Raw genomic sequence first — 14,318 nt, forward strand, 5'->3', positions numbered from 1 at the left:
AGTGCAGTGGCCGCGTGTCAGCGCTCCCCTTCGGACAAATCGACGGAGGAACCGCTGCCGCCATGATCCCCTGAGCGGACCGCGTGGCCGGCTGCCGACGCGCCGTGCCGAATGGTCTGGGCACGCTTCATGCGGCGCGCCCAATCGGGCTGCCCTTCGGCCGAGGTGCTCGCAGCCTGCTCGCCCGCTTGCCCACCTCCGAAGGCAGCTGCTGCTCGACGCAAAGGACTCATGACGGCCGAGGCGCCAGCGTCCGCGGCGCCAGCAAGGCTGCCGCTTCGATAGGCGGCTGATGCTCCGCTCACGACAGCGCCGCCACCGCGCGCCGCGCCTGCAATCGCGCCGCCAGCGAGACCAGCACCGCCGGCAGCAAGACCTGCGCCTGCCGCTGCAATGCCGCCGGCAGCAAGGCCTGTTCCAATCGCAGCGCCAGCGCCGAGCTGCGGTCCGCCTGACACAAGGCCGTTCGCAATACCCGGACCGAAGATACCGAGACCCAGTAAGGAGAGCGCCGCGAGCACCAGCGTCATCGCGTCTTCAATGGTCGGCTGTGCGCCGCCGAATCCAGTGGTGAATTGCGAGAACAGGGTCGAGCCGATGCCGACGATGACGGCCAGGACCAGGACCTTGATTCCGGAGGATATGACGTTGCCCAACACCCGCTCCGCCGCAAAGGCTGTCTTGCCAAACAACCCAAAGGGAATGAGCACGAAGCCGGCCAGCGTTGTGAGCTTGAACTCGATCAGGGTGACAAAGAGCTGGATCGCCAAAATGAAGAAGGCGAGTAGCACCACGACCCATGCGAACAGGAGAACAACGATCTGTACGAAGTTTTCGAAGAAGCTGATGTAGCCCATCAGGTTCGAGATCGAATCGAGTAGCGGTCGGCCGGCATCGAGGCCGACTTGGGCGATCTTTCCCGGTCTAAGGAAGTCGGATGCGGACAGGCTTGTGCCGGATGCTTTCAGCCCGAGACCGGCAAAGCTTTCGAAGACGATGCGCGCCAGGCCATTCCAGTTACCGATGAGGTAAGCGAAGACGCCCACGAAGAGCGTCTTCTTGACGAGGCGCGCGATGATGTCCTCATCCGTTCCCCAACTCCAGAACAACGCGGCGAGCGTGATGTCGATCGCGGCAAGGATCGTTGCCAGATATCCAACGTCGCTACCGAGCAGGCCGAAGCCGTTATCGATGTAACGGGTGAACGTTTCAAGGAAGTGGTCAATGATCCCCGTACCAGTCATGGCTTGCTCGCCTCAGGTGTCGCCAGGTTCGGAGATTCCTGCGGGATCCGACTTTGATCCTTTGGAGCGAGCGCCACGCCGGCGGCGGAATCGCCGTGGCCAGGAGCAGCGGCACCACCTTTCTTGCCAAAGAAGCGACGGCGGTTTTCAGCCCAAATCTGCTGGCAGTGACGATAACCCGCCGTCTCCTCCGGAGTGACGCCGCGGCAGTGTACGAGGTCGGCGTTGGCTGCATCGTTCCTCTGCTCCGCCTTCGGCGCCGACCCAGATTCGTCTCGGCCACGCAGCTGAATCGTGCAGGCCGCGACGGCCACTAGGCCGATTGTAGTAAGCAGCGACAGCGCCTTGAATGCCCTTACGTCGGTCATCAGTGGAACATCTGCACATTGGAGGATTGATAGCCCTGTCCAGGTGTCAGGAAACGCCTGAGTTGCTCTCGCCCCTGATCCTGAGCCGAGGCGCGCTGAGCCGCTTCGAGGCTCTGCGCCCTGCCCTGCGCCGCCGCGGCCGCTGTGAGATCGGCAAGTTGTTGGGCTTGAAGCGCGAGGATCTGGTTGCCGGCCTGAGTTGCCTGCAAGGCGCCAGTGGCACTTTGGCTCGAGGTTACGAGGGCAGACATCTGGATGCGATTGGTGTCGAGGTTGCCAATGATGCCGGCCTGGACACGAAGCGCGTCTTGCGTCGCGGCATAGGAATTCTGCCATCGCGATTGAGCGTTGGAGATCAGCAACTGGTTCGACTGGCTGCTGGTCGCTGGCGCGTAGCTTGTCGAGAAGGCATGATCGATCTGCTGCACGTCGTAGGCAATGCGCTGGGCCTGGGCCAGTAATTGCTGGGTGCGCTGGATCGATGATTGCAGTTGCTGCAGCGACGAATACGGCAGGTTCGCCAAATTCTTTGCCTGATTGATCAGCATCTGCGCCTCGTTCTGCAACGAGGTGATCTGATTATTGATCTGCTGGAGTTCCCGCGCGGCCGTTAGGACATTCTGGACGTAGTTGTTCGGATCAAAGACGATCAACGCCCGTGCGGGCACTGTAACGCCAAGCACCAGCGCGAATGCGGCCGTGGTCGCCAGTAGGCCAAGAGGTCTCATAGCGATTTCTCCAGATTGACGAGATTGGGGATCAGGTCTGTCGCCCAGGCGACGCCACGGTGGTGGAGCCAGGCGGGCACGAAGCCATCGGGTCCAAGTTCGGCGATGAGTTGTGTGATGGCGGCCTGGTCTGTCTTGGAAGAGGCTGCGGTGAATGCGAGCGCAACCTCACCAAGGCCAAGTTCGAACATCCGGTTGCCGCGACGAGACTGGCAATAGTAGTCGCGCTTTGGCGTTGCCCGGCTCAGAAGCTCGATCTGGCGGTCATTGAGGCCGAAACGGCGGTAGATGGCAGTGATCTGCGGTTCGATCGCCCGTTCGTTCGGCAGCAGCAATCGCGTTGGACAGCTTTCGATGATAGCCGGTGCGATCGCGGAACCATCGATGTCCGAGAGCGACTGGGTGGCGAAGATGACGGACGCGTTCTTCTTACGAAGCGTCTTCAGCCATTCCCGGAGCTGTCCGGCAAAATCCTCATCGTCGAGGGCAAGCCACCCCTCATCGACAATAAGGAGTGTCGGCCGGCCATCGAGACGATCCCCGATACGATGGAAGAGGTACGCCAGCACGGCCGGGGCGGCGCTCGTTCCGATCAACCCTTCGGTCTCGAACGCCTGGACCGAGGCCTCGCCAAGGCGCTCGAATTCGGCATCAAGCAGGCGTCCGGACGGACCACCCAGGCAAAAGGGTTGCAGGGCACGTTTCAGGGAGTTCGATTGCAGCAGGACAGACAGGCCCGTGAGGGTACGTTCCTGCATCGGCGCCGAGGCGAGAGACGTTAGCGCCGACCACAGATGATCCTTCACCTCCGGGGTGATCTCGATCTTTTCCCGCGCCAGGATCGCGCCGATCCATTCCGTGGCCCATCCGCGCTCGGAAGGATCATCAATCCAGGCCAGCGGCTGCAGGGCAACGGGGTTTTCGCCCCCGTCGGACAAGGCACCGCCCAAATCGTGCCAGTCGCCATCCATGGCCAGTGCGGCCGCCCGGATCGAACCGCCGAAATCGAACGCAAAGACTTGAGAATTCGGGTAACGCCTGAATTGCAACGCCATCAGCGCCAGCAACACGGATTTGCCAGCGCCGGTCGGTCCTACCACGAGGGTGTGGCCGACGTCGCCAACGTGGAGGGAGAACCGGAATGGAGTCGATCCCTCGGTCCTGCCAAACAGGAGTGGCGGACCCTTGAAGTGCAGATCCCTCGCCTCGCCCGCCCAGACGGCCGACATGGGAATCATGTGGGCGAGATTGAGGGTCGAAATTGGCGGCTGCCGCACGTTGGCGTAGACGTGCCCGGGCAGACTGCCGAGCCAGGCTTCGACGGCGTTCACCGTCTCGATCATGCAGGTGAAATCGCGGCCCTGAATGACCTTCTCGACCAGACGGAGCTTTTCATCGGCAGCATGGGGATCGCTGTCCCACACGGTGACAGTCGCCGTGACAAAGGCTTCTCCGATCTGATCCGATCCCAGTTCCTGCAGCGCCGCGTCGGCGTCGATCGCCTTGTTATGGGCGTCGGTATCGAGCAGCGTCGACACCTCGTTGGTCATGACCTCCTTGAGAATGGCGCCGATGGATTTTCTCTTCGCGAACCACTGGCGGCGGATTTTGGTCAGCAGCTTGGTGGCATCGGTTTTGTCGAGCATGATCGCGCGGGTTGACCAGCGATAGGGAAATGCCAGGCGATTCAGGTCATCCAGGATTCCAGGGGTCGTCGTGCCCGGGAAGCCGACAATCGTCAGAACCCGAAGATTGGCTGAACCCAACATCGGCTCCAGCCCGCCGGTCAGCGGCTGGTCGGCCAACAGCGCATCGATGTACATCGGGATCTCGGGAACGTGCACCCGATGACGCTTCGTTGAGATCGTCGAATGCAGGTAGGTCAGCGTGTCCTGATCATCGAGCCAGGCACATTCCGGCATGAACCCTTCGACGAGATGCAGTACGCGGTCGGTTTGATCGATGAACCCGCGCAGCACCTCGCGCGCGTCGGCCCCAATGGTACGATCGCGGCCCTCGTAGAGCAGTCGCTCCGTCCTGGCGGCCCCCTCCTCGGGAGGCAGGTAGAGGAAGGTCAGGAAATAGCTGGACTCATAGTGGGCGCCCGCCTCCTCGAACTGCGCCTTGCGCTCGGCGTCGACCAGCGCAGACGCGACATCCGGAAAGGTGTTCGGCGGATAAACACCCGCAGAATGCCGCTGCGCCTCAACAAATACGGCCCAACCTGATCCGAGACGACGCAGGGCGTTGTTCAAACGGCCGGCGACGGCGACAAGTTCAGCCGGCACCGCACTATCGAGGTCAGGCCCCCGGAACTTCGACGTCCGTTGGAACGAGCCGTCCTTGTTCAGGATGATTCCCTCGTCGACCAGGGCTGCCCAAGGCAGGAAGTCGGCGAGACGAGCGTTGGAATGGCGATATTCGGCGAGATTCATCATGACCGAGAGCTCAGGTGTTGAGATGACCGGGAATACGCAGATGCCGGCGCACCACATCGACAAAGGCGGGATCGCGCTTGGCGGCCCAGACGGCGGCCATGTGGCCGATGAACCAGAGGACGAGACCCGCGATCCACAGCCGCAATCCAAGTCCAAGGGCCGCCGCAAGCGTGCCGTTGACAATCGCTACCGACCGCGGCGCGCCGCCCATCAGAATCGGCTCAGTGAGTGCGCGGTGAACGGGCACGACAAAACCTGTGACCGGCTCATCCATCAGATCACCACGCCGCCACCGAAGGAGAAGAACGACAGGAAGAAACTCGAGGCGGCAAACGCGATCGACAAACCGAACACGATCTGGATCAGCCTGCGGAAACCGCCTGACGAATCCCCGAACGCGAGCGTGAGCCCGGTCACTACGATGATGATGACGGCGATGATCTTGGCGACCGGCCCCTCAACCGACTGCAGAATCTGATTGAGTGGCTGCTCCCACGGCATGTTCGAGCCAGCGGCCCATGTTGGAGACGTCACCAAGAGAACTGAACCGGAAACGGCCAGCGATGCGGCTTGTCGAGGAACGCGAAATTCTAGACGCATGTCAGTCTCCTGCTGATGAAAGGCTGTAGTCGCCGGCGGCACCAAGCCCCGCGACGAGGGCGAGCTCGGCGAGGCGACGGTCGGCGCCGCGGCCTGCAAGGACGGCGACGAGGTTGATGGTCTCGGCAATCAGGGCGCGCGGAACCGTGATGACGGCTTCCTGGATGAGTTGCTCAAGCCGCCGCAGTGCGCCGAGCGCGCTGCCCGCATGAATGGTGCCGATGCCGCCGGGGTGGCCGGTGCCCCAGGCCTTGAGCAGATCGAGTGCTTCGGCACCGCGAACCTCGCCGACCGGAATGCGGTCAGGACGCAGCCGCAGCGAGGAGCGAACCAGGTCCGACAGCGTAGCCACGCCATCTTTGGTTCTTAGCGCCACGAGATTGGGCGCCTTGCATTGGAGTTCGCGTGTATCTTCGATCAGCACGACCCGATCGGAGGTCTTTGCTACCTCGGCCAATAGCGCATTCGTCAACGTTGTCTTGCCGGTCGATGTCCCACCCGCGACAAGGATGTTCTTACGAGCGGCGACCGCACACTTCAGGATCCTGGCCTGCTCCGAGGTCATGATCTCCCTGGCGACGTAGTCGTCGAGCGTAAACACGGCGACCGCGGGTTTGCGGATCGCGAAGGCCGGAGCGGCCACGACCGGAGGCAACAGACCCTCGAATCGCTCGCCGGTCCCGGGCAGTTCGGCCGAGACCCGTGGCGCGCCCGCATGCACCTCGGCGCCTACGTGATGCGCTACCAGGCGAACAATGCGCTCGCCATCCGCTGCGGACAGAGTTTCGCCTGTGTCGATCAGGCCATTCGACAACCGATCGATCCACAGCCGCCCATCCGGGTTGAGCATCACCTCGATGATTGCTTCATCTTCGAGGTAGCCGGCAATCGCTGTGCCAAGCGCGCTCCGCAGCATTCGCGCACCGCGCGAATTCGCTTCCGATTGAAAGGAATGGATTGCCACCGTCGCCCCCACCGAATGAGGGCGTCCACAGAGGGCCCTCAGATGGGGATGATTAGAAAAAGCACCAATTGACTTGGCGCAACAACCGCTTTCCGTGATCGTAGACCGGCGTAGAAAAAGAAAGATGCAGATGGATCTTTGACGCTTACTCAATGGTCAAGTGCCGACAACGTCCCGCAGACTGACGTGAAGACCCGATCATCAGTCCTTTCGGACGCCTGATCGAGCGCGTCCTCTGGCAAGGCCGACTGGCCGCGCTCGCGTATCGTATTTGCCGAGCCGGGTGACGACTCCTGCCATCGCGATGTGGACGAGGATGCCCTGCACAAGGTTGGTCATAACGGCATTGGATTGGACCGGACTACCCGCTGCGGCCGAGCCAGCGCTGTGTCGGAAATAGCTGCAATTGCCAACGTCGAGCTGCCGCGCCCCACACGCCCCTCGGCATGAACAGCATGATCAGGATGGCGAGGGCGCCGAGCGCGACCAGATAAAGACTGCCATACATGGCGAGATAGGTGACGAGCCCCCAGAGCAGGAGCACGCCGACCATCGGGCCTTCGATCGTGCGCACGCCCCCGATGACAACGATGAAGATCACATAGGCGGTCCAGTCGGTGACGCTGAAGGCGGCGTCAGGCGAAATTCGCGCCTTCTGCAGATAGACCAGGGCGCCGACCATGCCGGTGGCGAAGGCAACCGCAATCCACAACACATGGCGAATCCGCGTGGTGCGGACGCCAACGCTGCGCGCCGCCGCCGCATTGTCACGGCTGGCCGCCAGCGCAAGGCCTAGGCGCGAGCGCATGAAGGCGTAGATGCCGAGCGTGACCAGCACGGCCAGCAACAGCGCCAGCCAGTAGACCAGCACGTCGCGTGCGGCCGCCGGACGCAGGCCGAGCAGCGCCTGCACCGCCTTCAGACCGAACATCTGTGAGAGCTCGCTGGGCGAGATCGACATTCCGGTGCCGCCGCCGAGCGACTTGAACTGCGCGCTGATCAGCCGCAGCGCCTCGGCGGCAACCCAGCTGCCGATCGCGAAATGAGGCCCCTCCAGCCGGAACAGCAGCGGCCCGAGCACCGCCGCGATCAGCGCCGCAAACAGCCCGGCCAGCGGGATCGCCGCAACGGGATCGAGACCAGCCATCACGATGCCGGCAAACAGCGCATAGGCGCCGAGCCCGACAAACGCCTGCTGTCCGACCGACACCAGCCCGCCCCACCCGGTCAGCACGTTCCAGAGCTGTGCCAGCGTAAGCATGGTGAAGACGAAGATCAGGTCCTGGATCAGGTTGCGCGACGCGATCGCGGGCAGCGCGGCAAGCGCCACGACCAGCGCAATGCCGACCACGGCCGCAATGCGCGACAACCGCGTGCCGACCCGGATCTGCCACACCGGAACATCTGCCGCGCGTTGCTCCCGGCCTGCCGGGATACGAATGCTTTCGACGCTCATGTCCGCCTCGCCGGGAAGAGACCGCGTGGCCGCACCATCAGCACGGCAAGGAAGGTGAGATGGCCGGCCAGGATCTGCCATTCCGGATTGATCCGCGCCCCGATCGCCTGCGCGAGCCCAAGCACGATGCCGCCCGCCAGCGTCCCCCACAGGCTGCCGAGACCGCCAATGATCACGGCTTCGAACGCATAGAGCAGCCGCGCCGGCCCGATCGACGGATCGAAGCTGGCGCGGATGCCGAACACGATCGCAGCAATCACCGACACCGCGAGCGAGAGCCCGACCGCGATGGCGTAGACATTGCGCTCATTGACGCCCATCAATTGCGCGATCGCGGGATTATCGGCGGTGGCGCGGAAGGCGCGGCCGAGCGAGGTGCGATAGAAGACGAGCTGAAGCAGCGCGACGGCAGCAATCGCCGTCACCAGCGCCGTCAGCGGCGCCAGTCCGACACTCAGGCCCGAGGCCAGCGTCACGGATGAGGATTCGAAGGCGCCGGCCTGCAGCCGGCGGCTGTCAGCGCCATAGCCGAGCAGCAGCCCGTTCTGGATCACGATTGACAGGCCGAAGGTGACGAGCAGCGGCGGCAGGATGTCGTCGCCGAGCACCCGCTCCAGCACCAGCCGCTGCAGCACGAAGCCGAGCACGAACATCGTCGTGACGACCAGCAGGGATGCGACTGCAAGCGGCAGGCCAAGCGCTGTGGTCGCGCTGAGCACCAGATAGGCCGCAAGCAGGATCAGATCGCCATGCGCCAGATTGACAAGGCGCATGATGCCGAAGATCAGCGACAGGCCGAGCGCGAACAGCGCATAGACGCCGCCGAGCAGCACGCCTTCGATGATGGTGTCGAATCCGCTCATCGTTCCCTCATGCTCCGAAATAGGCCGCGCGGATCGTGTCCTGATCCACATCCGTCGGTCGCCCGCTCAGCGTCACCCGTCCCTCCTGCAGGCAGTAGAAGCGATCCGCCGCCCGCAGCGCGCGGGCGATGTCCTGCTCGACCAGCACGACGGCGGTGCCACTGGCCCGAATTTGCGGCAGCATGCGGTAGATGTCCTCCACCACGATCGGCGCGAGGCCGAGGCTGATCTCATCGCACAGCAGGACCGACGGGTTGGACATCAGCGCGCGACCGATCGCCACCATCTGCTGCTGGCCCCCCGACAATGCCGTGACGGCACCGCGCCGCCGTTCCTTCAGCACCGGAAACATCCGGTAGATCGCGGCTAGATCCCACGGCGCGGTTCGTTCGCCGCCGCAAGCGCCGATCAAAAGATTCTCTTCGACGCTGAGCGAGGGAAACAATTGTCGGCCCTCCGGAACCAGCGCGAGGCCGAGCCGCACGATGCTGGCGGCGGACGCATCGCCGATCGCCCGCCCGCTGAGGCGAATGGCATCGGGGCGGTTCTTCACAAGACCTGCCAGCGACTTCAGCATGGTCGACTTGCCGGCACCATTGGCGCCGATCACCGCGACCGCCTCGCCTTGATCCAGCTCGAAATCGATGCCGAACAGCGCCTGGAAGTCGCCATAGAACGCATCGAGGGCGGAGACGTTGAGCAGTGCGGTCATGCCGGCACTCCCATGTAGATGGTCTCGACCTCGCGCGAGCGCATCACCTCGGCCGGCACGCCCTGCGCCACCACCTTGCCGAAGTTCAGCACGACGAGCCGCTCCACCACCGCGAGCAGCGCGTGCACCACATGCTCGATCCAGATGATGGCGACGCCCTCGGCATGGATGGTGCGGATGGTCTCGACCAGTTCATGACATTCGGCATCGGTGAGGCCGCCTGCGATCTCGTCGAGCAGCAGCGTGCGCGGCTTGGTGGCGAGCGCCCGCGCCAGCTCGAGCCGCTTGCGATCGAGCAGCGGCAGGCTGCCGGCAAGCCGATTGGCCTTGGCTTCGAGGCCAGTCAGATCAAGCATCCGGCCGCAATGCTGGATCGCATCCGCCTCCGGGAGGCCGCCGCCGAACAACGCGGCGACCGCAAGGTTCTCGAACACCGAGAGGTGGTCGAAGGGCTGCGGGATCTGGAATGAGCGTCCGATGCCGGCGCGGCAGCGCGCTTCGGGAGACAGGCCCGTGATGTCGACGCCATCGAGGACGATGCGGCCCGAGTTCGGACGCAGCAGCCCGGTGATCAGGTTGAACAGCGTCGACTTGCCGGCGCCGTTGGGCCCGATCACCCCGAGCGCCTCGCCGGGCGCAAGCGTCAGATCGATGGCATCGGCGACCACGATGGCGTCGAACGTCTTCGAGACGGAATGGAGTTCTAGCATGGTCGCTCACCGCATCCATTTGCTTGGAGGAGATGCGCGGGGTACCGCACATCTCCGATGAACAATCTGTTCGAGGCGCGTTCGCTAGCTTAACGCCTGCATGTCGCCACCAAGCGGGATTTGCGGCGCCAACTTGTTGTCCGTGATCACCATGTCGTATTTGTCGCCGTTGAGCCGCCATTGCCCACCGACCAGCGGCGTCTTGGCGATGTTCTTCGCGGCGAATGGCGGTACCGCACTGGAGCCGAACGCGACCTGGCCCACAATCGTATCGAGCTTGGTGGCTCCGATCGCCTTCGCGAGCGCCGCGGCATCGGTCGGATCGCTGGAGCGCTTGATCGCATCGATCGCGACCTCGAACAGCGAATGCACGAAGCCGATCGGCTGGGTCCATTGCTTGCCGGAGGCCTGCTGATATCCCCTGGCGAGGTCGGCCGCGCTGACCCCGCTGAGGCTCGACTTGTAGGGATGCGTCGGCGTCCACCACACTTCGGTCGAGATGTTGTTGCCGCCTTTGCCGAGCGCCTGCACCGATGCAGGGAACAGCAGTGCCTTTGCGACCGACACGACCTTCGGCTTCAGCCCCTTCTGCCGCGACTGGTTCCAGAATGTGGTGAAGTCGGGCGGAATGATCACGCCGGTGATGATCTCGACATCGGCACCACGAAATGCCGCGATCTGTGAGCTGAAATCATCGGTGAGATTCTGGAAGCGGCCGGGATCGGTGAGCTTGAAACCCTGCTTGGCCATGACAGGCGGGAAGCCGATCGTGGTGTCGCCCCAGGCGTTGCCGTCGGCATCGTTCGGGAATAGTGCGCCGACCGATTTGTTGGTCGCGACCTGGCTCCACATGCTGGTGAAGACGCCGATCACGTCCTCGAGCCCCCAGAAGTAGTGGAAGGTGTAGTCGAACGGCTTCCAGTTCTCGGGATCGGCCGGGTTGGTCTGGCGGCCGATGAAGTTGGTCTGCCATGGCGCGACGGAGGAGACGCACGGCACCTGCTCCAGCTCGCACTGCGTCGCCACCGGATTGTTGGTCTCGGGCGTCGCGCCGACCACGATCAGCCCGACATTGTCGCGGGTGATCAGCTCCTTGGCGACTTCGGCCGCGCGGTTCGGGTTCGACTGGCTGTCCTTGGTCACCACCTCGACCGGATAAGTCTGCGATCCGACCTTGACGCCATCCTCGATGAATTTTCGGAATTCGCCGAGCACGAAATCGTCGGCTTCGGCGAAGGCGGCGAGCGGCCCGCTTTTCGGCGAGACGTAGCCGATCTTGATCGGCTTGTTGGCCGCACGCACGGCCGGCGCGAACAACGTCGTCGTCCCTGCGGCGGCAAAACCACCGGCGATACCCTGCAGCACCCGGCGGCGATCAAAAGACATGGTGTTCAAGTGGTCCTTGCTCATTTTCCCCTCCCTTAAGGCGAGCCGGTTGCACGCCGGCTGCCGCTCATTTCGTTCTGAAAAAGAATGCCGGCATCGCGCCGCGTCACGCGGCGGCGACAGACGTCGTCTGCGCCTGCGCGCTGCGGCCGAGAATTTGGCCAAACACCTCGAGCAGCACATCGCAAGCATTCGCCACTGCCTCTTTGGCGCGCCAGGCGACATACATGTCGGGACGCACCAGCACGCAACCGTCCTCGTCCACCTCGCCCTGGCGATACCAGTCGGCATAGATGTCGAGCGCATCGCAGCCCTGCGGCCCGATGGTCACCACGTCGACCGGCAGGCCGTAGGCCTTCTCGACCGCGGCGGCGGCGGTCTTCCAGCCGTCGCCGCCGATCCCGGTGAGCAGCGTGAAACGGCCCTTGCCGGTGAGATCGAGCGTCGACTTGCGCTGGCCCTGATGCTCGACCCAGACGTGCGGCAGGTGCGCGCCGGGCCAGGTGGTGGCCTGATAATAGAGCTCGTGATCGCGACTGAAGGCCGGCATCGGCGTGCCATCGGATACGACGGCGGTCGAGCCGTAGCGCTGGTTCATCTCGACGCCGTGGCAGTTGAACTCGTAGCTCTTGTTGGCGATGGCGTCATAAAGCTTCTTGCGGCGCGCCTTGCCCTCGGCGGTCGGCGCCTTGCGCGCAGCAATCGCCCTGCGCGCTTCGGCCGGATCGGTCGAGGCGACGAGGCCCACCGCGTCGAAGATCGGCGGGAAGTCGCCGATGCTCTTGTTGGCGCGGGTCACGATCTGCTTGCCGATGGGCTGACGCTCGGCCGAATAGGTCTCGAGCAGCGACGACGCCGCGTGGCCCTCGAGCACCAGCTTGAGTTTCCAGCACAGATTGTAGGCATCCTGGATCGAGGTGTTGGAGCCGAGGCCGTTGGTCGGCGGATGGCGGTGCACGGCATCGCCGACGCAGAACACGCGGCCCGACGAATAGTGGCCGGCATACATCTCGTTCACGGTCCAGGTCGAGGTCGAGCGGACCTTCACCTCAAGCGTCTCGTCGCCGACGAGATTGCGCACGATCGAGATCGCCTCGTCGTTGGAGAGCTTGCGTTCGCCCTGCTCGATGTCGTAGCCCCAGATGATCAGCCATTCGTTCCACGGCCGCACCATGCGGATCAGGCCGGCGCCGATGCCGCCGATCTCAGCGCCCGGCTGCAGCACCCAGTACAGCACGCTCGGTCGGTGCGCGACGTACTTGCTTAAATCAGCCTGCACGATGATGTTCATGCTGCCGGCGCGGCCCATCTGTCCCTCCATCGGCAGCCCGATCACTTCGGCAACCCGGCTGCGGCCGCCGTCGGCACCGATCAGATATTTGGCGCGGATCTGGTAGGTCTCGCCGGACAGGCGGTCCTTCACGGTCGCCGTGACGCCGTCGGCATCCTGCACCAAGTCGACGAACTCGGTATTGAAGCACAGCGATGTGCCGCGCTGGCCCGCGGCCTCGATCAGGATCGGCTCGAGGAAATTCTGCGGCAAGTCGCAGATGCGGGTGGGACTGGCGAGATCATAGTCCGCCTTGCGCGCGGGATGATTGCCCCAGGAATAGAGCCGGCCGAACTCCTCGCCGGCGAGGCTCTCGCAGAACACGTTGTTGGCCATCAGATGCTGGGGCACCGCTTGCGCGACCGCCTTGTCCTCAAGGCCGAGGTCGCGCAGCACCTCCATCGCACGCTGGTTGGTGATGTGAGCGCGTGGTGTGTCGGCGAGCCAGCCGTATTTGGTCACCAGGATATGCTTGACGCCATACATGCCGAGCAGCGCCGCCGCCGTCGCGCCGGCCGGGCCGCTGCCGACGACAAGCACGTCGGTCTCAATCGGTTTGCTGGTCATGCTCCTCTCCTTGGTCGTCTTATTGTGATCGTCATTCCGCAGCCGTCATCGGCTTCGGCACCAGGCCTGCGCCGGGCTTCATCTGGAAATCGTAGGTCATCAGGTGCCACGGGCCGTAGACCCGCTCGCCGTTCGGCAACGCCGGTTCACTGCGCGGCTCGACGCGTGCGATGAGCTCATTCTTGACGCCGAACACGACGTCGCTGCGCAAATATTCGTCACCATCCAGGAAGACATGGGTGATCAGAGGCTCGTAGCCCTCGGCCTTGACAAGGAAGTGGACATGCGCGGGCCGCATCGGATGACGCTGCGTGGCGGTGATGAGATCGCCAACCGGACCATCGGTCGGGATCGGATAGCTGCATGGCAGGATAGTGCGGAGCGAAATGCGGCCGTCGCCATCGGTGACGAAGCGTGCGCGCAGCGACGGGCCGTGAGCCGCGTAGTCCGCCTTCTGCGAATCGTAGAAGCCGTCGTCGTCGGCGTGCCAGACGTCAATCTCGGCACCGACGAGCGGTTTGCCGGCAAGGTCGGTGACACGGCTCTGCACGAACATCGGCTCACCGTCGATGCCTTCGGAAATGTTGGCGCCGTGCGGCGTGACGCGGTGCTCGCCGACATAGAACGGGCCGAGCACCGTGGTCTCGGTCGCGCCCTCGCGCTCGCGGTGATTGACGGCGTCGACCAGCATCGAGACGCCGAGCACGTCGGAGAGCAGGATGAACTCCTGGCGCAGCGGCGTGCAGGTCTGGCCGGTGCGGGTCAGGAATTCGATCGCCTGATTCCATTCATCGAAGGTGAGCTCGGTGCGGCGCACCAGATCGTGCAGCGACTTGACCGTCTCCTCGATGACATATTTCAGCCGCTTGTTCGGCGTCTTGGCGAAGCTGCGAAGCACCTCCTCGGTGAGGTCGTGCTCGTTGAAATTGGCCATCGTGTTATTCTCAGATGT

Annotated in this window: 14 protein-coding genes; all 14 read right to left on the reverse strand. The window is 63.8% G+C overall.

The genetic code is table 11. The features are described 5' to 3' along the window. Positions 1 to 17: 17 nt before the first annotated feature. Positions 18 to 1,244 (reverse strand): P-type conjugative transfer protein TrbL, encoded by a 1,227-nt coding sequence (gene trbL / locus MTX23_RS24325; protein ID WP_280972704.1) that lies wholly within the window; start codon positions 1,242 to 1,244, stop codon positions 18 to 20. Continuing rightward, a complete protein-coding gene (gene trbK-alt, locus MTX23_RS24330) occupies positions 1,241 to 1,612 on the reverse strand; it encodes a putative entry exclusion protein TrbK-alt (protein ID WP_280972705.1) in 372 nt (123 codons plus the stop codon). The genes trbL and trbK-alt overlap by 4 nt, the downstream gene beginning before the upstream one ends. After that, positions 1,612 to 2,340 (reverse strand): P-type conjugative transfer protein TrbJ, encoded by a 729-nt coding sequence (gene trbJ, locus MTX23_RS24335; RefSeq protein WP_280972706.1) that lies wholly within the window; start codon positions 2,338 to 2,340, stop codon positions 1,612 to 1,614. The genes trbK-alt and trbJ overlap by 1 nt, the downstream gene beginning before the upstream one ends. After that, positions 2,337 to 4,778, reverse strand: a complete 2,442-nt coding sequence (gene trbE, locus MTX23_RS24340) for a conjugal transfer protein TrbE (RefSeq protein WP_280972707.1) — start codon at positions 4,776 to 4,778, stop codon at positions 2,337 to 2,339. Before trbE ends, trbJ begins: the two co-directional genes overlap by 4 nt. 10 nt (positions 4,779 to 4,788) lie before the next feature. Continuing rightward, on the reverse strand, positions 4,789 to 5,052 hold the full coding sequence (locus MTX23_RS24345) for a VirB3 family type IV secretion system protein (RefSeq protein ID WP_092295110.1): 264 nt from the start codon (positions 5,050 to 5,052) through the stop codon (positions 4,789 to 4,791). Further along, a complete protein-coding gene (locus tag MTX23_RS24350) occupies positions 5,052 to 5,378 on the reverse strand; it encodes a TrbC/VirB2 family protein (RefSeq protein WP_280972708.1) in 327 nt (108 codons plus the stop codon). The genes MTX23_RS24345 and MTX23_RS24350 overlap by 1 nt, the downstream gene beginning before the upstream one ends. 1 nt (position 5,379) lies before the next feature. Continuing rightward, the gene (trbB, locus tag MTX23_RS24355) at positions 5,380 to 6,294 is read right to left on the reverse strand and encodes a P-type conjugative transfer ATPase TrbB (protein ID WP_280978168.1); all 915 of its coding nucleotides are present in this window, start codon (positions 6,292 to 6,294) and stop codon (positions 5,380 to 5,382) included. A 409-nt stretch (positions 6,295 to 6,703) separates the two neighbouring features. Beyond that, positions 6,704 to 7,798 carry a branched-chain amino acid ABC transporter permease gene (locus tag MTX23_RS24360; protein ID WP_280972709.1) on the reverse strand — a complete coding sequence of 365 codons (1,095 nt, stop codon included), beginning with the start codon at positions 7,796 to 7,798 and terminating at the stop codon, positions 6,704 to 6,706. Beyond that, positions 7,795 to 8,661 carry a branched-chain amino acid ABC transporter permease gene (locus MTX23_RS24365; RefSeq protein WP_280972710.1) on the reverse strand — a complete coding sequence of 289 codons (867 nt, stop codon included), beginning with the start codon at positions 8,659 to 8,661 and terminating at the stop codon, positions 7,795 to 7,797. The genes MTX23_RS24360 and MTX23_RS24365 overlap by 4 nt, the downstream gene beginning before the upstream one ends. A 7-nt stretch (positions 8,662 to 8,668) precedes the next feature. Continuing rightward, a complete protein-coding gene (locus MTX23_RS24370; protein WP_280972711.1) occupies positions 8,669 to 9,373 on the reverse strand; it encodes an ABC transporter ATP-binding protein in 705 nt (234 codons plus the stop codon). Then, entirely contained in the window at positions 9,370 to 10,083 is a 714-nt protein-coding gene (locus MTX23_RS24375; RefSeq protein ID WP_280972712.1) for an ABC transporter ATP-binding protein, read from the reverse strand. Before MTX23_RS24375 ends, MTX23_RS24370 begins: the two co-directional genes overlap by 4 nt. An 84-nt stretch (positions 10,084 to 10,167) precedes the next feature. After that, a complete protein-coding gene (locus MTX23_RS24380; protein WP_280978169.1) occupies positions 10,168 to 11,469 on the reverse strand; it encodes an ABC transporter substrate-binding protein in 1,302 nt (433 codons plus the stop codon). A 106-nt stretch (positions 11,470 to 11,575) separates the two neighbouring features. Beyond that, complete coding sequence (locus tag MTX23_RS24385) at positions 11,576 to 13,366, reverse strand: FAD-dependent monooxygenase (RefSeq protein ID WP_280972713.1); 1,791 nt, start codon at positions 13,364 to 13,366, stop codon at positions 11,576 to 11,578. Between the two features lie 31 nt (positions 13,367 to 13,397). Beyond that, on the reverse strand, positions 13,398 to 14,300 hold the full coding sequence (locus MTX23_RS24390; RefSeq protein ID WP_280972714.1) for an intradiol ring-cleavage dioxygenase: 903 nt from the start codon (positions 14,298 to 14,300) through the stop codon (positions 13,398 to 13,400). Positions 14,301 to 14,318: the final 18 nt, after the last annotated feature.

The sequence above is a fragment of the Bradyrhizobium sp. ISRA436 genome (assembly GCF_029910015.1).
Classification (GTDB): Bacteria; Pseudomonadota; Alphaproteobacteria; order Rhizobiales; family Xanthobacteraceae; genus Bradyrhizobium.

Bases quoted from the DNA above. Each gene is read 5' to 3' on its own strand.
- MTX23_RS24375 (WP_280972712.1), bottom strand. From the start codon at position 10,083: ATGCTAGAACTCCATTCCGTCTCGAAGACGTTCGACGCCATCGTGGTC.
- MTX23_RS24390 (WP_280972714.1), bottom strand. From the start codon at position 14,300: ATGGCCAATTTCAACGAGCACGACCTCACCGAGGAGGTGCTTCGCAGC.
- trbB (WP_280978168.1), bottom strand. From the start codon at position 6,294: ATGCTGCGGAGCGCGCTTGGCACAGCGATTGCCGGCTACCTCGAAGAT.
- MTX23_RS24350 (WP_280972708.1), bottom strand. From the start codon at position 5,378: ATGCGTCTAGAATTTCGCGTTCCTCGACAAGCCGCATCGCTGGCCGTT.
- trbJ (WP_280972706.1), bottom strand. From the start codon at position 2,340: ATGAGACCTCTTGGCCTACTGGCGACCACGGCCGCATTCGCGCTGGTG.
- trbK-alt (WP_280972705.1), bottom strand. From the start codon at position 1,612: ATGACCGACGTAAGGGCATTCAAGGCGCTGTCGCTGCTTACTACAATC.
- MTX23_RS24380 (WP_280978169.1), bottom strand. From the start codon at position 11,469: ATGTCTTTTGATCGCCGCCGGGTGCTGCAGGGTATCGCCGGTGGTTTT.
- MTX23_RS24370 (WP_280972711.1), bottom strand. From the start codon at position 9,373: ATGACCGCACTGCTCAACGTCTCCGCCCTCGATGCGTTCTATGGCGAC.
- MTX23_RS24365 (WP_280972710.1), bottom strand. From the start codon at position 8,661: ATGAGCGGATTCGACACCATCATCGAAGGCGTGCTGCTCGGCGGCGTC.
- trbL (WP_280972704.1), bottom strand. From the start codon at position 1,244: ATGACTGGTACGGGGATCATTGACCACTTCCTTGAAACGTTCACCCGT.
- MTX23_RS24360 (WP_280972709.1), bottom strand. From the start codon at position 7,798: ATGAGCGTCGAAAGCATTCGTATCCCGGCAGGCCGGGAGCAACGCGCG.
- MTX23_RS24385 (WP_280972713.1), bottom strand. From the start codon at position 13,366: ATGACCAGCAAACCGATTGAGACCGACGTGCTTGTCGTCGGCAGCGGC.
- trbE (WP_280972707.1), bottom strand. From the start codon at position 4,778: ATGATGAATCTCGCCGAATATCGCCATTCCAACGCTCGTCTCGCCGAC.
- MTX23_RS24345 (WP_092295110.1), bottom strand. From the start codon at position 5,052: ATGGATGAGCCGGTCACAGGTTTTGTCGTGCCCGTTCACCGCGCACTC.